Raw genomic sequence first — 21,755 nt, 5'->3', positions numbered from 1 at the left:
TCAGTACGGCGACGGCGCGAGGTTGTCGGAGAGGCCGCCGGTGAGCAGGCGTTTGACGACCTTGCCGGTTTCGCCTCGGGGCAGCGAGGGGAGGAAGACGATGTCGCGTGGGACGCTGAAGCGGCTCAGGCGGTGGCGGATGTAGGTGCGGATCATGTGCGGATCCAGGTCGGAGCCTTCGCGTTTGACGATGTATGCGGCCAGGCGCTGGCCGAATTCCTGGTCGGGGACGCCGACCACGGCGACCTCGCTGATTTGCGGGAGGTGGGACAGGGCTTCTTCGACGGGACGGGGGAAGACGTTCTCGCCGCCGGAGATGATCATCTCGTCGTCGCGGCCCGCGATGAATAGACGGCCTGCGACATCGAGGTAGCCGAGGTCGCCGGTATCGAGCAGGCCGCGCGCCTCGTCCGGGGGCGGGCAGTTGACGTAGCCGTCGAAAAGCATGTGGTTGCCGACGTAAATGCGGCCGATGGCACCGATCGGGACGGCCTTGCGGTCCTGATCGAGCACCGAGACCCGGGTGCCCAGGGGCGGTCGCCCGGCGGTTGTGGGGGAGACGCGCAGATCCGCCGGGGTGGCGATGGAGGCCCACGAAACCTCCGTGGAGCCGTAGGTGTTGTAGAGGACGTCACCGAACGCGTCCATGAAGCGGAGCACCGTCGGACCGGCCAGTGGCGCACCGCAACTGGCGACCACGCGCAGACTCGACAGGTCGTAGCGGGTGCGCACCTCGAGCGGCAGGTCGAGGATGCGCTGCACCATGGTCGGGACCACGATGAGGGTGCTCGCGCGATGTTCGGCGATCAGGCGCAGACAGTCCTGCGCGTCGAATCGGCTGGGCAGCACCACCGTCGCGCGCAGCGCGGTGCTCAGTTGCAACGCCGCCAGACCCCAGGTGTGGAACAGCGGTGCGGGGATGACCATGGTTTCGTTCATGCGCAACGGGATTCGGGACAGCAGCGCGGCGATGGTGGCGAACCCGCGCGGATGCGGACGGCGCGCGCCCTTGGGGGTGCCGCTGGTTCCCGAGGTCAGCACGATCAATCGGCCTCGACGCGACGAAGCGCGAAAGCCCTTGCTGCTCTGTGCGATCAAGCCGTCCACCGAATCGTCCTCATCGGGTGCATCGGTGAGGTAGCGATGGATGTCGGGATGCAGATAGTCGATCAGCGGCACCAGTTCCTGATCGGCGAACAGCGAGGTGAGCCGGTGCCGCTGCACGATATCTTCGATGGTCCGCGCGGAGAGTCCGGCATTGAGCAGGAAGACGTCTACACCGAGTTTGCCTGCGGCAACCATGGTTTCGACCATCTCGGCATGGTTGCGCGATAGCAGTCCGATCGCGTCCCCGGGACCGAGTCCGAGACCGGACATCGCGCCCGCCAATGCCCGGCTGCGGTCATGCATCTCCCGGAATGTCCGCGAACCGCGGTCATCGATCACCGCGATCCGATCGGGTGTGTACGCGGCTGCGGCGGCGTAGCCTCCCGCCAGGTTGAACCCCCATTTCGCCAGGCCACCAATCTGTTTCACCGAGCGGATCGGGCGCAGCGGCCGCACCACGCCGGTCGACATGATCTGCCCTGCCACCTGCGCGCGCCGCCGCAGCGGCCGATCCTCACCATTGACCACGACCGAGGTGTCCGCGCCCGAGAGCAATTCCCCCAGCCGGTGCAACCCGGCCTCGACCCAGGCGATGACCTCGGTATTCGATAGCTCGGCCACCGCGGGATGTATGCGCCCGGCTCCGAAGAACGTGACGGTGAGCCGGGTGTGCTCGTCCCGCTTGCGCAACCGCACATTCACCAGCGCACCGGTTTCCAAGCATCGCAATTGCAGCCCGCCGCGCCGATCCGGTCGGAAGATGGCGCGGCGGGAGCTCACCCCGGTGGCGGGGGTGCCGATGCGGATCAGCCAGGTCAGCCCGTCGAGGAGCGTTTCGAGCTGCTCGCAGGCGCCGACCCCGGCGAATATCCTCGGATACAGCTGCGGGTCGACCAGCAGTTCCCGGACCGATTCCGGTGCGACCGGCATATCCACTGTCGTATCGAAGATTTCGGTAACCAATTTCGCGGGCCGTTCTACCAGGTGTCCATGACGATCGGGACAGCCGCGCACTCGGGAGATGGAATGCGTCGGCGGATTCCGAATATCAACGGTAACAGCGTATTTCGGCCGATGACCGGAGGCGGAAGAGGTTTGTGGTGAATACCAGCGCGAGTGGGGCGTTACTGCCGAACTCTCCCAAAATTCTCGATCTCCCTCCACGATGAGGCCCTGGAGGTGGTCGTGATTCGCTATCGCCGAAAGCTGAGCATTGTTGTCGAAAGTGTGCGGTCGCAGCGGCTCGAAGTTCACCTCTTCGCTACATACCTCCAGGTAGAGCCAAGATTAACGATCACACCCAATGCGCCGCGAAGGAGAGTAGAAAGTGAGCCCTCGACCACTTTAGAGTTCGAACTCCACCGTTGACGTGCGGTAGACCACAACGGAAGGAGTCAACGATGACCACCGAGGGAGCACTCAGAACGGGCCTGACCGTGTCGGGCAGACCAATGTCCAACCCACTCCAGGATGTGCGGACGGTTTCGGAACAACTGGTAGGACTCTTCGTCGACAAGGTGGCGCCCTGCGGCACCATGCCCGGAGATTTCCTCGCCGGTGAGGTCACCTCGGTGACGCGCGTGTGTTTGGAAATGGCCGTCGGGATGCTCGACGGCCAGGACATGCCCGCCAAGATCGGGCGACTGGCCGAGACGGCCGGTGGCTGGGCGCGCGAGGGCGTGCCGATCGACAGCATCCTGCACTCCATCCACGAGGGCTTCAAATACGGGATGGATCTCATCTCCGCGAACTCCTCGGCGCAGGACCACACCAATCTCATGGACGGCGCCAAACGGGTGATCGAGATGCTCGACGCCATCAGCGTCACCGTGGCGCACGCCTATGTGCGCGAGCACAAGGCGGTGGTCAGCGAACACCACAACGCCGTGCACACGCTGACCTCGGCGCTACTGGGCGGGCATTCGACCTCGACCATGGCGCGCGAATGCGGGATCGAGCTCGCGGCGGAGTATTCGGTTCTGGCCCTTGATATTCCGCGTCATCCTGATGAGCTGCATCCGATGCTCGACGGGGAGGTGGTGGCGCGGCGCAAACTGCGGCGACTGCAAGCCGAACTGGCGACCCGCTGCGCCGGAACGGCTTTGGCGCTGTTGAGCGTGGACGGTGGCACGGTGCTCATTCCCACTACCGCACTGGCGGACAGCGAGCTCGACGAACTGGTGGCACGGCTCTCCGCGGCGGCGCATGTGCCGGTTATGGCGACGGTGGTGATCAGCGCGCCCGATGATGTGCCGTCCGCGGCCGATCGCGCGCACGAGCTGCTCGATATGGTCAAGCGCCTGCACAGTGTGGCGCGGCTGTATCGATTCACCGATATGGCGCTGGAATATCAGCTCACCCGGCCCGGACCGGGGCGTGAAACTCTCGGCGCGCTATTGGATCCGCTGGACGACTATCCAGAACTGTTGCAGACCTTGCGCTGTCATATCAGCAACAATCTGAATCGGCAGCGCACGGCGCATCTGATGCATATCCACACCAATACCGTCGACTACCGGATCAAACGCGTACGCCAGCTCACCGGATTCGATCCGGCAGCGAATTCCGGGCTGTGGCAACTGCGTTCGGCACTGATCGCCCGGACATTCAACGATCAGCGTTAGGGCCGAAAACGCGCATCAGTTCGAGTAATTCATCGGGCGTGTAGGTGCCGCTCACCGCGACCCCCGCGGCGCCGAATGTAGCCAGCGCCCGGGGCAGGTGATATCCCGAGGTGATCAGGACCGCATCGCGAGCCCCGAGCGTGTCCATGACCTCGGCGGAGAATTCGGCGTTCTCGACCGTCGAGCGCGCGGCCTGCTCCAAATGCACACGCTCACGCGGCATTCCGCGAGCGATCAGCCATTCGGCCATGGCCTGGGCCTCGGTGACCCCGGCCTGCGGGTTTCCGCCGGTCACGATGATCGGCGAGGCCGTGGACACCAGCGCCTCGACATAGCCCGCCCGCAATCGGTCGATCAGCTCCGGACGCATGGTGCCGTCGGGCAGCAGGCCGAAACCCAGGATGACGATGGCCGAGTCCGGCCCCAGCGCGGGCGGGAACTCGGCCCGCGCGGGTGCCACGCAGACGGCCGCGACACCGGTGGCGAGCACCGCGGTCGCGGCCACGCGGCGGATTCGACGGGAAAGGGGAGCGAATACGAAGTGGCGCACGGGAACTCCAGAAATGCCATGCGGGAATGCCCGGCAGGACCGCCGGGCGTTTCACGATGATTCGTGAGCCCGAGTCGAAAGTGCGCAATAGTTTGCGATAACTGGAAAGATCACCACCGAGTCCGCGCGGTATTGTGACGGACGGACGAATCCTGTTCGGGCAGAGGCGAATCGCTGTCAATAGAGCTGTCGGAAATACTCTGTTGCGCTTCATGAATCGGATCCCCTTATTTGGTGAACCGCCCAGATACCTCGGCAGTCTCTTCTGGCCTGCCCTCGCCCCGGCTTAGTTTGATCCCGGTTTCGATGCCGCCACCCATTGTGCGGCAAGCGAACTCGACGTACATCGGGCCGGAGAAAGGCACACAATGAGACGAAGTACCCGCCCACGGGCATTACGGTCAGCGATTCTGTCCGGGGTTTCCCTGCTGGCGGTCGGATTCGCCGGGACGACCGCCACCGCGGCCCCCGATCCCGCGCCCACCGAACAAAACCTCGCCGACTACATCAACGCGGGACTCAAAGGCGGGCCGATCGCCGATTCCGGCAGCGGGGGCTCGGGGTCCTCGTGCAACTCCGGCAGCGGCGCGGGATCGGGCAACGGCTCGGGCGATTGCTACGGCGGCTCCGGTTCCAGCTCGGGCTCGTCGGGTGGATACTCTTCCGACACAACGACTTACGGGCCGTCGATGACCTCGTGGCTGGCCGCGTTCGGCTACGGGCTCGCCCATCCCGACGCCACCCCGCCCGGGGCCAACGACTGGAGCTGCAAGCCGACGGCCGAACATCCGCGCCCGGTGCTGCTGATCCACGGCACCTGGATGAACGCCTACAACGGCTACGCCTATATGGGCCAGCCGATCAAGGACGCGGGCTACTGCACCTTCACCTTCAACTACGGCCGCTCCAACCTGATCGAGGGCGGCGGGCTGGGTTCGGTCCTGCCCGGGGTGATGGGCACCGGCTATATCCAGGATTCGGCGAAGCAGTTGGCCGCCTTCGTGGATCGCGTCCTCGCGGCGACGGGCGCGCCGAAGGTCGATATCGTCGCGCACTCGCAGGGCGGGGCGATGGCGAACTGGTACACCAAGTTCGAAGGCGGCGGCCCCAAGGTGCAGCACCTGGTCACCTTCGGTGCCACCCATCACGGCACCTCACTCGACGGCATCGGCGCGCTCGGCCGCATGATCAACAATGCGGGCATCGACGTGCTGGGGCTCATCGAGATCTTCGTGGGTCACGCGGGAATTCAGCAGACCATCGGCTCGGATTTCGTGAACAAACTCAATGCCAACGGCGACACCATCCCGGGCATCGACTACACCGTCGTCGGCACCCGCTATGACGAGGTCACCAACCCCTACGAGCTGACCTTCCTCAAGGCGGTCCCGGGGGCGCACGTGGACAATATCGTGCTGCAGGACGGCTGCGATCAGGATCTGTCCGACCACCTGACGATGATGTACTCCCCGCGTGCCCTGTCGATCGCGTTGCGGGCACTGGACCCGGCGCACAGCGTTCCATTGCAGTGCACCTTCAACCCGCCGCTCGTCGGCGGTGGCGGCTCGCTGTAGCCGATCCACACACGTGTATCGGGCCGTCCACGCACCCTGACGGCATCCGGTACACCTCGCAGGCCCGCACTTCGCCGAGTGCCGCTGGACCCGTGCGTGCTCTCGCCGGAGCTCCGCAGCCTGCGCGCGAGGCCCGCCGGGGGCTCCCTGACCCCGGTGGGCCTCGCGTCATTTTTCGTTCGAGGAGTTAGCGCAGATGTCTAATCGATCCCTGAATCTCTTGTGCCGCAGTGTGTTCGCCACCGCTTCGGTCCTGCTCGCGATGGTGGTGCCCGCGCAGGCCGCCCCGGACGGTGGGTCCGCGATCACCGGGTCCTGGGCGCTCGACGGGCGCACCGTGCAATTGCGGGTGCACTCGGCGGCGATGAATACCGACATCATGGTGAATGTGCAACGGCCGCCCGATACTTCGGCGTCCGCGCCGACGTTGTATCTGCTCAACGGCGGAGGCGGCGGCCAGGACAGCGCCACCTGGCAGCGCAATACCGATGTGCCGGGGTTCCTGGCGGACAAGAACGTCAATGTGGTGCAACCGATCGGGGGTCGGTGGAGTTACTACACCGACTGGCGCGCGCCCGATCCGAAACTCGGTGTCTACAAGTGGAAGACGTTCCTGACCGAGGAGTTGCCGCCGCTGATCGACGCGGAGTTCCATGCCAACGGCGTGAATGCCCTGGCAGGACTGTCGACTTCGGGCACATCAGTGTTGCAGCTGCCGATCGCCGCGCCTGGGCTGTATCGCGCGGTGGCGGCCTACAGCGGGTGTGCGCAGATCAGCGATCCTATCGGCAGGCAGTTCGTCAAGACCGCGGTCGAGGGCTGGGGCGGCGGCAATACGGTGAATATGTATGGGCCGGACGATGATCCGATGTGGGCGGCCAATGATCCGTATGTGCATGCGGACCAGTTGCGCGGGACCGCACTGTTCGTCTCTACCGGCACCGGAGTCCCCGGCATGTACGACGTCTACAACGGTCAATACATGCAAAGCGGGCCAAGGGGTTTCGTCAATCAGCTGGTGATCGGCGGGGTGCTCGAGGCGGCGGTGAACTGGTGCACGCACAACCTCCAGACACGGTTGGCCGATCTCGCGATTCCCGCCACCTTCGATTTCCAGCCGACCGGCACCCACTCCTGGGGTTACTGGAAGGACGCGCTGGTGCGGTCCTGGCCGGTGCTTGCCGCGGGACTGGGTGTGCCGGGCGGCAATTGATCCGTCGCGATCTCGGCTTCGATCCACGAGGCCATCATCCGGCCGGTCATGGTGATGATCTCTGCGCGTTCCTCGGGATCGACCTCGATCGCGGAAGCGCGCAGTACGCCCGCGAAGCCGGTATTGACGAATACGAATGCCATCACGTCGTACTTGCGGTCATTGCCCGGTCCGAGGATCTGAATCAGCAGCACCTTGACCAATAGCCGCAATCGCGGCTCGAACTCGGGCAGGCCGCTGCTGTAGAACTGCACGCCGCCCACCAGCGCGCGCACCAGTTTCGCGTTGGTGACGAGTTCCTCGGTGAACACCTCCAGGATCTCCACGACCACCGCTGCGCGGGTGAAATCCGGCTGCGAGGCGACCGAGTGCTGCGGAAAACCCGAGAGCCATTCGGTGAAAGCGCGCTCGATACGGTCGAGCAGGCGGCCCAGCAATTCGTCCACCATGACCGAGCGATCGGCGAAATAGCGGTATACGGTGCCGATGCTCACCTCGGCTTCGGCGGCGATGCGATTCGTCGAGGTGTCATTGATACCGCGCTCACCGAACAATCGCGCAGCGGTATCCAGGATGTGTTCCCGGGTCTCTCTCGAACGCTGCTGGGCCGGGCGACGTCGCTGACCTGCATTCTTGGGCGGCATCTCGACCTCCCTCCCTACTTTCCGGTAAGGATGAGTATTGCTCATTTTCCGGCTCTCGAAGATCGTTTCGCGATGCTGTAAGTTATTGCGCCACAGGGCTGATGGCATGCACCCCCGCGCGCAGGCCCATGGAGGTGCGCATGGCGTCAGGTCGGGTACCCAAGGGACGGCTGACCAGGGGCAGCCGGATGGGTCGCTTGGCCGCCGGACAGGCCATCCGGGGCGCCGGAACCCGGCTGGCGATGATCGGCCAACCCGAGGAAGCGCGCGCGATTCTCGCCGAACGCTCCGCGTTGCAGGCCGCGCAGCAGCTGGTGACCATTCTGGGCGGGATGAAGGGCGGCGCGATGAAGATCGGGCAGATGCTGTCCGTTCTCGATGTCGGCCTGATACCCGAATCGCATCGCGAAATGTTCCGGGCCAAACTCGCAGAATTGCGCGATCGGGCTCCCGTGGTGTCGTTCCCGGCAATGCGGCAGGTCATCGAGGACGACCTCGGACCGCTATCGGGCGTATTCGCCGACTTCGACGAGACTCCGATAGCGGCAGCCTCGATCGGGCAGGTCTATCGCGCGCGGCTGCACGACGGCCGCACCGTCGCGGTGAAGGTGAAATATCCCGGCGTGGACGAGGCCGTCGCAGCAGATCTGCGCAACCTCGAATTCTTCAGCAAGCTATGGAAATCCGCGCTACCCAGCGCGGCCGACGCGGGCGTATTGGACGAGATCGCCAGCAATATCAGCGCCGAACTCGATTACCCGCGCGAAGCACGCACCCAGCATCTGGTCGCCGCACGCTATCGCGACCACCCCTACATCACCGTCCCCGACAGCATCGAAGAATTCTGCGGACACCACGTACTGGTGACCGAATTCGTCGAAGGCCGCCCCTTCGACCACATGCGCACTCTCCCCGAAGCCGACCGAAACCGCATCGGCGAACTCATCTACCGCTTCTACATCACCTCCCTGTTCACCGATCACGAATTCTGCGGCGACCCCCACCCCGGCAATATCCTGCTCGCCGCCGACGGCCGCCTCGCCTTCGTCGACTTCGGCCTCTACCACCGTATGGACCCGCTGCACGTCGGCTTCGAACGCACCGCCCTGCAAGCCGCCGCCGAACACCGCGGCGAAGACATCCACCGCCAATGGGTGGACCGCGGCATCATCGACCCTCGCGCAGGCGTCAGCGCCCAGGAATGCCTCGACTACGTCTGGGCCGCCACCGGCTGGCACCTGCTCGACGAAGAAATCACCATCACCCCCGAATTAGCAACCGGCGCAGTAATTCTCGCCGTAAACCCGCGCTCCGCCGAATTCCAAGGCATGCGCAAACAACTCCTACCGCCCGAACACGTCTTCTCCCGCCGAGCCGACCTCTTCACTTTCGCCGCCCTCGGCCAACTCGTCTCCACCAACAACTGGCACCGCATAGCCCGCGAATGGCTGTACAACGAACCGCCCACCACCGAAATCGGTTGTGTGACAGCGAAATGGCGTGAGTCGATGTGATGACCGCGCTCGACGATCTGAAGGAGCTACTGCCTCCGCCGGCCGGGTACGGTCGCACTTTCGACTGGACGGCCGTCGAGCAACGGCTCGGCGTCACCGAGATCCCGCAGGACTTCAAGCTTCTGTTCGAGGCCTATGGCGACATCCGGTTTTGCAACAGACTGCACATGTTCAGGCCGAGCGCCAATGAGTACATAGATTTGGCTGACGTCACCTTCGCATCACGTGTGCATCTGGCAGCCGAGGACATCGGTGATCCAGCGACCCGAATTCCTCCCGGCGTCTCGGTCACTCCAGCGACCCTGATCCAGTGGGGTGCATCCTTCGGGGGCTGCTACGCACTTTGGGATGCGCACGACCCGAATCCCGATAGATGGACCCTTGTTTTCACCGACGCGGACCAAATCCAGTGGGGCTACTACGACGGAACGGTGACCAACTATCTTGTCGACTGGTTGACCGGCCGGTTCACGCCGATCCCGATGTGGACTCTGCGCCCGGGCACCCGCCCTGACATCGAGTTCTATGATCCGAATGATCCATACGGCCCGACCATCACCGACCAGGTCGAAGCCACCTACGTCATCCCGTGAAGCGAATAGCTCTCACCGCTCCAGCTCGGCGAGCAGTTTGAAGTTCTTCTCATAGAGCATCAACTCACGAGGCTGCCTAACTGTCAGTTCGGCGCTGATGGTTTCGACGAGTACCCGATTGCGATCGAACATGCAGAAATTCGAGATCGGGACGACGAATTCAGCCTCCGAGGGAATGATTCCCAGCACGACGCGGGGCAACACCATCGCGATCAACAGTCGGTCGAGTTGACCGACCATGACGTCATCGTTGCCGACCGTTGTGTGTAGGACCTGCTCAGCTATAACGAAGTTGAACCGATGATCGCCCCGATACAACACCTGTTGCCGCTCCATTCGGGCGGCCAACATAGGTTCCAGGTCTTCGCGCGAGTTGTGAAAGAAGTCCAGGGCGCGACTGAGCACCGCTTGAGCGTATGCGGGTGTCTGTAGCAGGCCGGGCACCAAAAACGGTTCGTACCAGCGCATAAGGCTGGTTTCCGATTCCCAGACGATCGACTGCCGCTGTCGGTGCGGCAGCCGCATGCGCTTGATCTCGATGTACGCGGCTTGCAAGTTACGAAGTGCTGCAATCAGATCGGCTGCCTGCGCACCTGCGCCACAGGAACTACACCATGCGCGGATATCCGCTTCGCTGGGAGTTTGATTACCGTGCTCCAGCTTTGAAACCTTGGATGTCGGCCACCCGTGGGCGTGCGCGAGTGCCCTGGCGGTCAGTCCGGCGTCCTTGCGAATGTCTCGTAGCTGCCCGCCAAGGGCTTGTCTGGATTGCTGTGCAGAGTCGGTCACCGATCCGCGGATACCCCGATGTATTCCGCGTACGGGATGGCCAACGGCCACAGCCGATCCCGAACCTGTCGGATATGCGCCGCAATTATGGGATCAGTCGTTGTCGCCAACCCTTCTCCCGCACCGTCAGGGCTGAACACGCTGAAGGCGACCAGGTCGTCATCGAAGAGCCACCAATCGTCGCCGCTGAGCAATGCCGCATCGACGTTGTGACGAGGGATGTACCGAACCTCTTCTCCCGCAGCGATGTTCAAGGGCGTGACCGCCAGCGCGAACCGCGTGTAGTCCGTATGCGGTTCCGACACCACTCGGACGCGTCGGATCAGCTTTTTCCGTGCCGTGGCCGCCCGAACAATATCGCCCCAGCCCGTGAACCACGTGTAGTCGTCAGGTTCGCCGGCCATGAACTTGCGGAAAGGTTCGTCTTCTGCGGGCGTCGAATACGTGTCCTGGAGTTCGAGATGGACCGCGAGAGTCCATTCCAGACCGAACAGGCGGTCGGCGTCCTCACCGCGATGCAGCAACATCAGGTCGAATCTCCTGCCCTACAGGAACTGTCACGCCAGCTTCGTGGTCCGGGATGTCCATCTCGGCGAGTACATCCGGATCGCGGATCGGCTCACCTGTGAGTGTGAAAGTACCGTGTCCGGTATCCGTGAGCACAACCCCGAGACAGGTCCCGGCCTCCAGGTAGGCAAGGAGTGCATGGGGAATCTCGATCAGCTCCGGATGGTCGGTCACCCGCCAACCTTGGACTACGTAGTCGCTGTCCCCGAGGTACAGCGTCGGTGATTGATTTCCAGTTGTGCTCTTGCCCAGGAATTTCAAAGACATAGCGATGGCCTTCCAATCCAGCATGTTGCGGGAGGTTTCTCCTCCTGCCAAGGATCTCCGACGTCGCTCCCGCAGGTCAACGAATCATTTGGCCTGGAGAAATCTGAAGAAACATCGTGGATTTCAGTGACACGAACTCTCTAGCGTATTCGTCCATGGCGCTGTACGAATTCGCTGGCGGACTGCTCGAACTACAAAGCGCCGGAGACGAATCCGATGACTACTCGGGGTTTTACCTCGAGTTTCGCGGGCGCGGGGCGCCCATCGGGCGGGACGAGAGCGAGGCAGTGGTGGTACATAGGCCGACCGCAATCGGCTACCTTCGCACAGACATTTCTGGATCGGCTCGCCTCTGGGATCAAACCCAAATCCGCAGGCTTGCAGCTCGTCTCGGCTACGACTTCGCAGACATGGTGATCTATGATCCGAAGTTCGGACGGCCACCGCTGGCCCGGTTGAAAGCACAGGCAACGCGGCTCGATGCAGAGGCGGTCATAGTGCCCAGTCCCGAGCACTTCTGCGGTAGCAAGGTGCCATCTGCGCTCGTCGAGCAATTCGACGTGATCACCGTGAATCCGGAAGCGACCTACGCTCGGGGTGTGGTGTCTCCACTTCGGCCCCGGCAATCACCCCGGAACCGGTGATGTCGCCGATCCGGTTGCGTGGCGGGCGAATCCGCGTCGCACCAGATCACGTCCGGCGCGCCAGCTCCCGACATGCGGGGTGCGGCGCACCTTCGGAGGGGACAGCGCCTCGGCGACCGCCTCGCCCTTGTCGGACAGCCGGATCGATCCGGGAATCGCCACGGGATCGGCCCAATCCTCCGGGTTTTCCGTGGCGAGCAAGCCGTAGGCCGCGATCAAGCGGAGAGCGGACCAGCTCACTGTGCGGCGACCCCACCATTCTCACCAGTAGCGCTGTGCTGCAACCCGACTCGGACACCAGATCGAGGATCTGCACTACATCGCGGTGGGCCCTCAGCTCGTCCAGCATCCTCTGATCGTTGTAGTCGCCATTCACCTGAATCGCCTCCTTGCTGCCCGGAACACAGAACCGGTCAGAAACTGGACGATAGGCCGTTTGTGCAGGTAGGGCGGTTGCGTTGACGCACCCTTGACACCGCCGCATCGTTTCCTGACACGATCCGAACGGTCGGACTGGACGGGCTGACTATTCGCCGGGCGAAGGTAGGCCGTTGAACGCGTAGACGGCCTTGCGCTGGTCCAACATGCTCACCACCGTCTCGGGTGGCGCCGGGGCAAAAATATCAACCATCTCGAGGTCTTCGCCACGTCGCTCTGGGTCGTGAACATATGCGCGGCGGCCATTTTCGAACTGTCGCAACATGCCCGACGGCCAGACGTCGGGGCGTGCTCCCTGGCAACACAGCAGTTGGCCTTGTCGCTCGAGGCACTCGCGGAGCGCGAGCAGGCAGCCGAGATAGTCGTCGTCTTCCGCGCCGAACGGGCCGTGCCCGACCAACTCCACTCGCGCGAGCGGCGGCTCTCCCAGTCGCAGCACAATCGGTGAGAGCACGCCCGCGGAGTCAACCGCTGTTAAGTTCACAATCTCCGGCATCCCACTCCCGTCATCGCCGAGGATGCTACTCGAGCCGGAACGAATCTCTAGCGACTCCATAGGATCGAGGGCGGTCCGGGCAAGGGCAGTCGGGGCAGTGTGTCGGTCCATTGGCGTTGCTCGGGGGTGTCGGGGACGGTGAGCCCGCGGGCTTGTTCCAGTTGGTTCCATGCCGTGTCGGGGTCGGTGCCGTTCAGGATCAGGAGCGCGGCGGCCAGCAGAGATGCCCTGCCGATGCCGAAGCGGCAGTGGGTCAGGACGTGTGCTCCGTCGTCGAGTTCCGCCGCGAGGCGTTGGAGGGTTGGCAGCACGCTCGCCTGCTCGGGTATGCCGCGGTCGATGATCGGGATGGAAACGAACTGCAAGCCCGCGTCGCGGGCGGTGCGTGGTTCAGCTTCGAGGTCGCATTCGTAGAGTTCTGGGGCGGTGAGCGCGCAGACGAGAAAGTCGACGCCACTGGCTTTCAGCGCGGCCATCTCGTCTTCGAGCCATTCGCCGCCGCGTGGTTTGGCCATGATGCTCAGTACTCCGGGACCTCGATGGTCGACGGTGTAAAGGGTAGGACGCATAGTCATTGCCTCGAACTGCGGTGGTTGTTTGCCAAGTCGGCGTCGCAAAGTCAGGATGATCACCGAAGTTGCTGCCGGGCACGGGTATTGCGTGCGCTCTGGCGTGAGTGGGCGAGCATGCCGTAGGCACCTCGCCACTGCACTGTACGTCACCACCGGCGACCTGTTGGCCGCCAGTGGTCACATCGCCACGATCGGCGAGCGGATCCGGTCTGCAGGACGGTGATGAGTTTTGCCGAGCAGCACCAGTATTGCTGAGGCGATCACCAGGCGGGGTTGCCCGCCAGGGGGAGGTTGATCCAGCTGGGGTTGGCGGGGTCGAGTTGGAGGTGCTGCGGGGCCAGTTGGCTGTCGGCGAAGGTTAGGCCCATGGGGAGGGAGCGGGGGAAGTTGGCGGCGTAGATGTCGACGCGGAGGCGGTGGCCGGGCTGGAGAACGGCGTCTGTGGAGCGGATGCTGATGTCGAGGGTGGTGGGTTGTCCGGGGACCGTGGGGTGGCGGTCGGACAGGGAGATGAGGGTACAGGGGTCGGTGTAGTCGCCGTTGGATGAACGGGTGGAACGGGAATCGTCGATGGCGCGGAAGGAGGAGACGAGTTGGCCGGAGGAGATGGCGGTGGAGCGGCCGTCGGGGGCGACGTCGTTGATGCTGACGACCCAGAATCCGTCTTGGGTGTCGTGCACCGTATTCAGGTGTGCGGCGATAGGTCCGGAGATCTCGGTGGGCTCGTTCACCGGCGGGCTGGTGAAGGTGAGAGCGCTGGTCTCGGCTACGCGGCTGTCCTTGCCACACAGGTCGAGTACCGAGGTTATGCCGGCGGTGATCTGCGCGGAGTCACGCGAGCATAGAGTAGCCAAACCCGGTGCGACGGTAAGTGTTTGGAAGTCCCCGGGGACTTCGGAGGTGATGCTGCCGTCGTGCGCGACCGGGAATGCGGTGGTGCCACTGGGATTGGCCGACAGGTACATCCGCCGGTAGTCCGCCTCCGGGCGTGGGAATTGGTCGGTCGCGGTCCAACCGCCACCTTGTTGGAACAGCGTATATGGGTCGTAATCGTCGATGCCGTTGTCGATTCCCTTGAGCCACTTGTCGAACCAGGCGCGCTGCAGCACATCCAGGCGCGGCGGGGTCCCCGGTACACCATTGCGACTGATCGGGGAGCCGTGATATCCGTTGCCCATCAGCAGCTTCTTCTGACTCGACGGCAGCGGAATGCTGTTGAACGCTTTGACTTCCGAGTACGAGAACAGGTCGTACCAGCTGCCGACCAGGAAGGTCGGGACCTTGATGTTGTCGACGCCGCCCTGCCAGGCTTGATGCCGCGCGCTGGAGGCGTCGAGCAGTTCCTGCGTCGACTGCGGCACCTGGTCGCGAGTCAGGCTGAATACATAGCCCGCCAGCACATCGGCCATGACCAGCGGACTGTCCACGCGATCGGTGAACCACTGCCAGTCGAACCGACCGGCGAAGATCGATTGCAGGTCCGGGACGAACTTCGCAGCGTTGACGGCCAGCAGCCACGGAGCCAGGAACGCGACGCCGAAAGCGCCTCCGGTGTCGGCGATATCGTGCAGGATGTCGTTGCCCGGGTCGACCGGGAAAATCGCGGCGAGCGATTTAGAGCCCTGTTGGGCGGCATGCAGTTGATTGATAGCGCAGTACGAGACCCCGGTCATACCGACCTTGCCGGTCGAAAACGGTTGCGCCCCGGCCCAGTCCGCAATCTCGGCGGCGTCTTTTTGTTCCCTGGTCCCGAACACATCCCACGTACCCTGCGAGAACCCGGTGCCGCGCGCGTCTACCACGACCATGGTGTATCCGCTTTGAATGAGCTTGCGATCCACGCCCGCGAAGATGCGCCCGGTTCCCGCCGGGACGGTCTGCAGCAGATCGGACAGTCCGCCGAAACCGAAGGCGGACAAGTCGATCATGGTGGCCAGCCGGGACAGCGCGTCATAGAGGACCGGCATGGCGATCGCCGAATCGACCAGGTTCTGCATGAGTTTGGTGTAGGGCGTGATGTTGACGATGGTCGGCAGCGGCTCGGCGATAGGGCCGTTGGCGTCCGCGGGCCGGTAGATGTTCCCCTTCAGCACGGTGCCATCGCTCATCGTGATCGGAACATCCCAATCGATATGCACGGCAGGATATTTCGGAGCGGACTCGTAGTCGGCGAGCCATTGTGCACCGGCAGCGCCGCCATCCGGCTGGGCCGGTGCCGGGGCGACCGTCAACAGTGCGGCGGTCACCACCGCGGGCAGCAGAACGGCCAGTCCTCGTAGTCGCCGCCGACGCTTGCTCAACATATGCACCCCATTGTCTCGATGTGTCGTTGCCGGGCCATGCGGGCTCGCGACGACCCCCGCGTGTCATCTGATTTATTTCTGTATCCGATGGGGAAATATATCGGCACTGCGGGCGCTGGACATTGTCCGTAGCCGCCAACCCGGTAACGTGAGGGGAGATCCATCGAAGTAAGGGGTTGTTCGAGTGGCAGGGCCGCGCACCATCGAGACGTCCGCCGCACCCGCCGCGAAGCGAGTCACCAAGCGCCGCGCCGAAACTCGGCAGCGCATGCTGCAGGCGGCCTACGAGGTCTTCGCCGAACAGGGATTCGGCCGCACCAGACTCGAGCAAATCTGCGAGCGCGCTGGATACACCAGGGGCGCGTTCTACTCGCAGTTCACCTCCATGGACGAACTGTTCCTCACCATGTGGGCCGAGCGCTCAACTCAGATGCTCGCCGACGTCACCGCCGTGTTGGATCAAGATCCCATCACCGACCTGCGCGAGGTCCGCCAAGTCGTCGACCACTTCCTGGCCGCGATTCCCCTGGACGACAAATGGTTCCGCATCAGCCTCGAATTCACCGCGCACGCCCTGCGCAATCCGGACCTGCGCAAGATCATGGTCGCGCGCGAGGCCGCGATCAGCTCCGCCCTGCTACCCGTCGTCGAAACCCTGCTGAGCCGAATAGGCCGGACGATCACCGACCACGAAGCCCTCGGCCAGGCCCTGATCGCCGTACAGGACGGCACCATGACCCAGTGCCTGATGGAACCGGCCAACCCGGTCAATATCGAGCGCCGCGCGGACCTTTTCCTGCGTGTAGTCCTCTCGTTCTCCATTGAGCGGCAACAGGTCTGAGGCTGGCTCCTGTTCCTCCTGACCGACTAACGTGTTCGGGTTTCGAGGGCGTGTGCCAGGTCCTGTAGTGCTTGGAGAATGCGGGCTCGGTTGGGGCCGAGATCGGCGAGTAGTGCTGCGTGGCATTGAAGTTCGCGGGGGAACACCTGGTCGATCGCTGCGATGCCGGTCTCGGTCAGATGCACCAGGGCGGAGCGCCGGTCGTCGGGGTTCGGGGTGCGGGCTATGAGGCCCTTCTGCTCGAGCTTGGTCAGGGTTTTGCTGACTCCAGCGCGTGACATGCCGAGATGTTCCGCGAGGCGGATCGCGGTAATCGGCTCGGTCGAATAGCGCAGCGGCACAAGTAATTCCACCTCGGCGGGGCTGACGTCCGCCTCGGAGTAGATGGGCTCGACGGCTCGGTCGAGCAGGCCGGAGATGCGTTTGAGCTGGCCGATCAGCTGCATCGGCGAGGTGTCCATGGCCGGGTTGTGTTCACGCCAGCGCTCGATCGTGCGGTCTCGGAGTGTAGGCACGACCGGTTCTCCCTTTTTGTTAACTGGTGAACAATCCGTTAGGTTCGATCGTAACAGGGAGAAGGGGCGGATATGCGATTCGATGTCGTGGTTATCGGTGGTGGAGCGGCGGGGCTCAGCGCGGCAACGGTTTTGGCGAGAGCCCGTCGCACCGTGGCTGTTGTCGATGCCGGTGAACCGCGGAATGCTCCCGCCCGGCACGCGCACGGTTTCCTGTCACGTGATGGCGTCGAACCGGCACAGTTGCTCGCGGCCGGGCGAGCCGAAATGCTCGGCTACGGTGGACAGTTCCTGGCCGCGCCGGTGACGGACATCGACCGGTGCGCGGACGGATTCGTTGTGCGAACACCAGATTCGGTGATTTCGGCACGCGCGGTTCTGGTAGCGACCGGTCTGCGTGATGAACTACCGCCGATCGCGGGGCTGCGAGAGCAGTGGGGCATCGATGTGCTGCACTGCCCCTACTGCCACGGTTACGAGATGCGTGACACCCCGATCGCTGTAATCGGCGGGGACAACAGGCCGTTCACCCTCCATCAGGCCGCCCTCGTTCGCCAGTGGTCCGACGATGTGATCTTCTTCCCGAACGGGATCGAACTGACCGAGCAGGAACGGCGGGCGCTGGAGGCTCGCGACATTGGCATCGACAGCGCACTCGTCGCACGGATTACCGTGCAGGCAGGGCGAATTCACGGTATCGAGCTGCGCGATGGCCGGTCGGTGCCACGCCGGACCGTGTTCATCGGCCCGACCTTCATTCCACGCGACGAATTGCTGAGGAGTTTGGGCTGCGGTCTCGGCGAGAATGGTTGGGTCGCTACCGATCCGACAGGACTCACTAGCGTGACGGGCGTATGGGCAGCAGGCAACGTCGTCGATTCCCCGGCCCAATTGATCGGTGCAGCCGCAGCCGGATCTAGAGCTGCCATCGCCATCAACCACCACCTTCTCGCCCAAGATATCGACCACGCTCTGACCCGCAGCTAGTCGGGCGCTTTGCGTCATCGGGAGCGATCACTCGCAATGAGCAAGCCCGCTCGCTAGCTCCATGCGTCAGTGTCGTTTCGACGGGCGATCGGGCATCGGTGCGCCCTGTGTCGTGGCTTCTTTCATCTGCTGGCGGTAATGAGCCAAAGATTCGGGGGAGTAGTGCCGTTGCCAGCTCGTGTTGCCGTGGCGCAGGCGGAGTTTCAGGTAGGTCGCGGACCATTCGCGGGTAAGGGTGGATGGGATGGTGCGCCAGACGCGACGGTGGAGATAGGTGCTCAGTTGCTGGGAGCGTGTGGGTTTCAGGTTCATCAGTGTTTGGACTTGGGGGTCGGTGACGATGAACATGCTGGTGCGCAATAGGTTCAGGGCAGGCCAGGTGACGGCGTTCCATAGCGGTCGTGGCAACCAAGGGGCGAGACCGGGCAGGATGGGTGTATACGCCTGGGACAGAATGTATCTGGCCGCGCCGGTGTCCATGGCGACCGGCTTCCAATGCTGTTCCCAGTAGGTGAGGAATTCGGGGTACGTCTCAGGTAGTCCGCGCACACCGATCAGATCCCCCAGTTGCAGCCAGCCGATATAGCCGTCCTGGAGGAACTCCGGCGTCAGTGGTCCGCGAAGCTGCTCGTAGGAATCGATGATCGGTTTGAGGATGCCCGCCCAGGTCCAGGACCACAGCTCCTTGTTCCAGGCGTGGTAGCGGCGGCCGTCGTCGAGGGTGCCCTCGATGTGACGGTGTAGTTCGCGAATGGCGTGACCGATTGCCGCGCGTTCGTCGTCATCGGCGAAGGCCAGACCGACGACCAGGTCGAGACTGTCGATCAGCCGGCCCAGCATGTCCTCCATCGTGACCGTGTCGCGGTTGTCGAGTTTGGCGACGCGGTCGTGGTCATCGACACCCTTCGCGCCCGCCTCGCTGAGTACGACGTAGACGAAAGCGGGCAGGATCGCGTAGGCGGCGGAGCCGTCGCTGAGCATCGTCTGCAGCGCCGAACCCTTGCGAGTGCGGTCGCCATAGCACGCCATCCGGACATTCGCACTGGTGAGAAGCGTTTTATCTGAGCTCTTGTGAGCTGACTGACTAGTCATTCCGCAATGGTAGACGTTACTTTGAGTCGCAGACAAGGCTGACTGACTATTCCGTCCTAGAATGCAGCCATGACCGCCTCGAAATCACGACCGACCACCAACGGCGCGGGCAGCGTGGATGATGACCTGACCGCGCGGCGACGCGAGGAAATCACCCTCGGTGCCTGCGCGGTATTCGATGAGCGCGGCTACGCCAACACCCGTATCGCCGATATCTCCGCACACCTCGGGATCGGTCAGGGCACGATCTACCGGTACTTCACCGGCAAGGACGACCTGATGGAGAGCATCATCGGCTACGCGGTGCGGCGACTACTCGAGGCGATGCGGGAGGATCCGTCGCTGACATCGCAGTCGGCGCGCACCGCAACACAATTCACCGAACAGATCACCGCGGTGGCGCGCCGACTGCTGGAAATGGCCGCCCAGGAACAGATTCTGATCCGGGTGTTGCTCACGCAAGCGCCCGCCGTACGAGCGGACGCTGTCGACCAGCTCACCGATCAGCTCTCAGCCGCCACCGCCGTCTATCTCGATCGCGGCGTCGAAAACGGCTATCTACGAACAGAATTGGACACCAGCGCCATCGCGGACGCCATGACCGGGATCGCAGTTCCTGCGATGCGACGTGTCCTGCGCGGTCAACTCGACGCGGCGGCGCGAGAAGCCACCGCTCGCGCCATCGGCCAGCTGATCGCACATGGCGCGACGGCCTGAGAGCGGCGGTTCGGTCAGAGGGCGAGCATGGCGGTCGCTACTTCGTCCGCGGCGGTGTGCGGCAGTGCGGTTCCCATCTCGTCGAGGATGAGCAGTTGAGCCGCAGGGATTTCGGCGGCCAAAGCTTCGCCGTTGCCGAGGGGGAAGAACGGGTCGGCGCGGCCGTGCACCACGAGGGTGGGGATGGTGAGATCGCCGAGGCGTTCGCGCCAGCGTGGGGCGCAGTTGATTCGGGAGAAGACCATGCCGAGTTGGTTCGCCTGGTGCACTGCGGGATCGGCTGATGGGGTGCGGTCCCAGATTCGGGCCGCTGTCGTGCGCGCCTGGTCCAGGTCGTTGGCCATCGGCTCAGCACCGGCTGCGGCAAAGGCCGCGACGGCATGGCGGTCGGTCCAGTCCGGCAGTGCGCGCGAGAACACAGTGCTGAGTACCGCGTGATCGTGGTCCGGCAGGTCGTCATCGACCGGACCCGGTGCGACCGGCCGCGTGCCGACAAGGGTCAGGGCGGAGAACGCGTCCGGGTAGTCCAGTGCGGCAATCTGAGCGACCATTCCGCCGACACCGATCCCACCGAGATGTGCGGTCGAGGCTCCGAGCGCTCCGACGAGCGCGGCTGCGTCGGCAGCCAGATCCCGCAGGTCGTACGCCGGGTTCTCCGGGTCGAGGGTTGTTGATGTGCCGGAGTCGCGCAGGTCGTAGCGGACTACGCGCCGCCCGCCCGACGCGAGTCGCTCGCAAAGCGTGTCGGGCCAGGACAGCATTGTGGTGCCGCCGATGAGCAGTACGAGTGGATCGGCTTCACGGCCGAAGCTCTCGATGCCTAAATCCACGCCGTTGGCTCGTATCGAGGTCGCACCGGATTGAAACGGGCTCGCCATGCCGTACTCCTGTCTGTCGGTATCCGGAGATACGACGACGGAGTCAGTCGAAATTCATCGATGCGAGCTACTTCTTGCCGCCGAACTGGCGCTCGAGGTAGTCCAGGTTCTGGCGCAGGGCCGCGATCGCGCGGGCGGGGCCGCCGTCGTATTGGGTGGATGCCTCTTCGTGCAGAACCGTGCGGACCGCCATTTCGGAGAGCTGATCGACGATCGCGCGTTCGGTGTCGGGGGAGTCCTGGTGATGCCACCAGGCGATCCAGTTGAGCATGCCGATGATGCCGAGGGCGGCCACGCGCGGGTCGACCGGGCGGAAGACCCCGGCGGCGATGCCGGTGTCGATGACCCGGATGAACTCCTTGAGGACGTTCCGCTTGCTCCTCTGATAGATCTGCGAAAGCTGTTCGGGGAGTTCGGCTTCCGAGCGGACGAGCAGGCGGAAACGATCCGGGGATTCGGTGTGGCTGCGTGCGATCTCACTCGCCATGGTGCGCAGTTTCTCGACGCTGTCCAGATCGGTGCGGTCGTTGATGCCGCGCAGTGCGATGGCGGGCTGTTCGGTGATCTCGCGGACCAGCCGCGCCAGCAGCTCATCCTTGTTCGCGACGTAGTGATAGAGCGCGGGGCGGGTCAGCCCCGCGGCCTCGGCGATGTCCTGCAGCGAGGTCGCGGCGAAGCCGCGCTCGGCGAAGAGCGCGGTCGCATGCTGCATGATGTTCTGTTCGACGAGTTCGCGCCGGGCGGTGCTCGGTTTGGCCGCCGGGGTGTCGGTGGCGGCCGCACTGGATTTCGAGGCGCGAGTTGCGGGCATAGGCGCAGAATAGTCTGCC

The 21,755-nt window shown here is 63.9% G+C and carries 23 protein-coding genes; 9 read left to right on the top strand and 14 right to left on the bottom strand.

The features are described 5' to 3' along the window. Entirely contained in the window at positions 1–2,037 is a 2,037-nt protein-coding gene (locus ACFC0O_RS16765) for an AMP-binding protein (protein ID WP_375960748.1), read from the bottom strand. A 470-nt stretch (positions 2,038–2,507) separates the two neighbouring features. On the opposite strand from ACFC0O_RS16765, the gene ACFC0O_RS16760 reads away from it, so the two are divergent. Further along, entirely contained in the window at positions 2,508–3,731 is a 1,224-nt protein-coding gene (locus ACFC0O_RS16760) for a PucR family transcriptional regulator (RefSeq protein ID WP_375958650.1), read from the top strand. Here ACFC0O_RS16760 and ACFC0O_RS16755 read toward each other — a convergent pair. Further along, entirely contained in the window at positions 3,715–4,236 is a 522-nt protein-coding gene (locus ACFC0O_RS16755; RefSeq protein WP_375958648.1) for a YdcF family protein, read from the bottom strand. The genes ACFC0O_RS16760 and ACFC0O_RS16755 overlap by 17 nt on opposite strands. 413 nt (positions 4,237–4,649) lie before the next feature. On the opposite strand from ACFC0O_RS16755, the gene ACFC0O_RS16750 reads away from it, so the two are divergent. Both ACFC0O_RS16750 and ACFC0O_RS16745 read left to right on the top strand, forming a co-directional pair. Continuing rightward, positions 4,650–5,855 carry an esterase/lipase family protein gene (locus tag ACFC0O_RS16750; protein ID WP_375958647.1) on the top strand — a complete coding sequence of 402 codons (1,206 nt, stop codon included), beginning with the start codon at positions 4,650–4,652 and terminating at the stop codon, positions 5,853–5,855. A 262-nt stretch (positions 5,856–6,117) separates the two neighbouring features. After that, positions 6,118–7,068 (top strand): alpha/beta hydrolase, encoded by a 951-nt coding sequence (locus ACFC0O_RS16745; RefSeq protein WP_375960746.1) that lies wholly within the window; start codon positions 6,118–6,120, stop codon positions 7,066–7,068. Here ACFC0O_RS16745 and ACFC0O_RS16740 read toward each other — a convergent pair. After that, a complete protein-coding gene (locus ACFC0O_RS16740; RefSeq protein WP_375958645.1) occupies positions 6,996–7,712 on the bottom strand; it encodes a TetR/AcrR family transcriptional regulator in 717 nt (238 codons plus the stop codon). The genes ACFC0O_RS16745 and ACFC0O_RS16740 overlap by 73 nt on opposite strands. Positions 7,713–7,852: 140 nt before the next feature. On the opposite strand from ACFC0O_RS16740, the gene ACFC0O_RS16735 reads away from it, so the two are divergent. Together ACFC0O_RS16735 and ACFC0O_RS16730 are read left to right on the top strand one after the other, a co-directional pair. After that, positions 7,853–9,226, top strand: coding sequence for an ABC1 kinase family protein (locus ACFC0O_RS16735; RefSeq protein WP_375958643.1), 1,374 nt, complete (start codon positions 7,853–7,855; stop codon positions 9,224–9,226). Further along, positions 9,226–9,819 carry a hypothetical protein gene (locus ACFC0O_RS16730; RefSeq protein ID WP_375958641.1) on the top strand — a complete coding sequence of 198 codons (594 nt, stop codon included), beginning with the start codon at positions 9,226–9,228 and terminating at the stop codon, positions 9,817–9,819. The genes ACFC0O_RS16735 and ACFC0O_RS16730 overlap by 1 nt, the downstream gene beginning before the upstream one ends. Before the next feature lie 12 nt (positions 9,820–9,831). On the opposite strand, the gene ACFC0O_RS16725 is transcribed toward ACFC0O_RS16730, so the two are convergent. Genes ACFC0O_RS16725 through ACFC0O_RS16715 form a run of 3 tightly spaced genes read right to left on the bottom strand, consistent with a single transcriptional unit; the run spans position 9,832 to position 11,466 of the window. Further along, positions 9,832–10,608: a helix-turn-helix domain-containing protein gene (locus ACFC0O_RS16725; RefSeq protein ID WP_375958639.1), complete on the bottom strand. Its 777-nt coding sequence runs from the start codon at positions 10,606–10,608 to the stop codon at positions 9,832–9,834. Continuing rightward, a complete protein-coding gene (locus ACFC0O_RS16720; RefSeq protein ID WP_375958637.1) occupies positions 10,605–11,135 on the bottom strand; it encodes a DUF6879 family protein in 531 nt (176 codons plus the stop codon). Before ACFC0O_RS16720 ends, ACFC0O_RS16725 begins: the two co-directional genes overlap by 4 nt. Beyond that, on the bottom strand, positions 11,116–11,466 hold the full coding sequence (locus ACFC0O_RS16715) for a hypothetical protein (protein WP_375958635.1): 351 nt from the start codon (positions 11,464–11,466) through the stop codon (positions 11,116–11,118). The genes ACFC0O_RS16720 and ACFC0O_RS16715 overlap by 20 nt, the downstream gene beginning before the upstream one ends. 131 nt (positions 11,467–11,597) lie before the next feature. Between ACFC0O_RS16715 and ACFC0O_RS16710 the strand changes: the two genes are divergently transcribed. Continuing rightward, on the top strand, positions 11,598–12,086 hold the full coding sequence (locus tag ACFC0O_RS16710) for a hypothetical protein (protein WP_375958633.1): 489 nt from the start codon (positions 11,598–11,600) through the stop codon (positions 12,084–12,086). Here ACFC0O_RS16710 and ACFC0O_RS16705 read toward each other — a convergent pair. The 4 genes from ACFC0O_RS16705 to ACFC0O_RS16690 form a co-directional block, all read right to left on the bottom strand. Further along, complete coding sequence (locus tag ACFC0O_RS16705) at positions 12,069–12,326, bottom strand: hypothetical protein (RefSeq protein WP_375958631.1); 258 nt, start codon at positions 12,324–12,326, stop codon at positions 12,069–12,071. The two genes, ACFC0O_RS16710 and ACFC0O_RS16705, sit on opposite strands and share 18 nt — an antisense overlap. A 286-nt stretch (positions 12,327–12,612) precedes the next feature. Then, complete coding sequence (locus ACFC0O_RS16700; RefSeq protein WP_375958629.1) at positions 12,613–13,020, bottom strand: hypothetical protein; 408 nt, start codon at positions 13,018–13,020, stop codon at positions 12,613–12,615. A 47-nt stretch (positions 13,021–13,067) separates the two neighbouring features. Continuing rightward, entirely contained in the window at positions 13,068–13,589 is a 522-nt protein-coding gene (locus ACFC0O_RS16695) for a hypothetical protein (protein ID WP_375960744.1), read from the bottom strand. A 263-nt stretch (positions 13,590–13,852) separates the two neighbouring features. Beyond that, positions 13,853–15,895 carry a CocE/NonD family hydrolase gene (locus tag ACFC0O_RS16690; RefSeq protein ID WP_375958627.1) on the bottom strand — a complete coding sequence of 681 codons (2,043 nt, stop codon included), beginning with the start codon at positions 15,893–15,895 and terminating at the stop codon, positions 13,853–13,855. Between the two features lie 184 nt (positions 15,896–16,079). Between ACFC0O_RS16690 and ACFC0O_RS16685 the strand changes: the two genes are divergently transcribed. After that, positions 16,080–16,736, top strand: coding sequence for a TetR/AcrR family transcriptional regulator (locus tag ACFC0O_RS16685; protein ID WP_375958625.1), 657 nt, complete (start codon positions 16,080–16,082; stop codon positions 16,734–16,736). Between the two features lie 26 nt (positions 16,737–16,762). Here ACFC0O_RS16685 and ACFC0O_RS16680 read toward each other — a convergent pair whose 3' ends face one another. Further along, a complete protein-coding gene (locus tag ACFC0O_RS16680) occupies positions 16,763–17,251 on the bottom strand; it encodes a MarR family winged helix-turn-helix transcriptional regulator (RefSeq protein ID WP_375958623.1) in 489 nt (162 codons plus the stop codon). Positions 17,252–17,323: 72 nt separating this feature from the next. Here ACFC0O_RS16680 and ACFC0O_RS16675 point away from each other — a divergent pair, with 72 nt between their 5' ends. Then, positions 17,324–18,238 (top strand): NAD(P)/FAD-dependent oxidoreductase, encoded by a 915-nt coding sequence (locus tag ACFC0O_RS16675; protein ID WP_375958621.1) that lies wholly within the window; start codon positions 17,324–17,326, stop codon positions 18,236–18,238. Positions 18,239–18,304: 66 nt separating this feature from the next. On the opposite strand, the gene ACFC0O_RS16670 is transcribed toward ACFC0O_RS16675, so the two are convergent. Further along, positions 18,305–19,267 (bottom strand): oxygenase MpaB family protein, encoded by a 963-nt coding sequence (locus ACFC0O_RS16670; RefSeq protein ID WP_375958618.1) that lies wholly within the window; start codon positions 19,265–19,267, stop codon positions 18,305–18,307. A gap of 132 nt (positions 19,268–19,399) precedes the next feature. Here ACFC0O_RS16670 and ACFC0O_RS16665 point away from each other — a divergent pair, with 132 nt between their 5' ends. Beyond that, entirely contained in the window at positions 19,400–20,047 is a 648-nt protein-coding gene (locus tag ACFC0O_RS16665; protein WP_375958616.1) for a TetR/AcrR family transcriptional regulator, read from the top strand. Between the two features lie 14 nt (positions 20,048–20,061). Here ACFC0O_RS16665 and ACFC0O_RS16660 read toward each other — a convergent pair whose 3' ends face one another. Together ACFC0O_RS16660 and ACFC0O_RS16655 are read right to left on the bottom strand one after the other, a co-directional pair. Next, positions 20,062–20,925 (bottom strand): alpha/beta fold hydrolase, encoded by an 864-nt coding sequence (locus tag ACFC0O_RS16660; RefSeq protein WP_375958614.1) that lies wholly within the window; start codon positions 20,923–20,925, stop codon positions 20,062–20,064. A 67-nt stretch (positions 20,926–20,992) separates the two neighbouring features. Next, positions 20,993–21,736, bottom strand: coding sequence for a TetR/AcrR family transcriptional regulator (locus tag ACFC0O_RS16655; RefSeq protein WP_375958612.1), 744 nt, complete (start codon positions 21,734–21,736; stop codon positions 20,993–20,995). Positions 21,737–21,755 lie beyond the last annotated feature (19 nt).

Source organism: Nocardia sp. NPDC056100 (assembly GCF_042266325.1).
Classification (GTDB): Bacteria; Actinomycetota; Actinomycetes; order Mycobacteriales; family Mycobacteriaceae; genus Nocardia.
The sequence above is the reverse complement of the archived record's forward strand: the minus strand, read 5'-3'. Positions and strand labels throughout refer to the sequence as shown.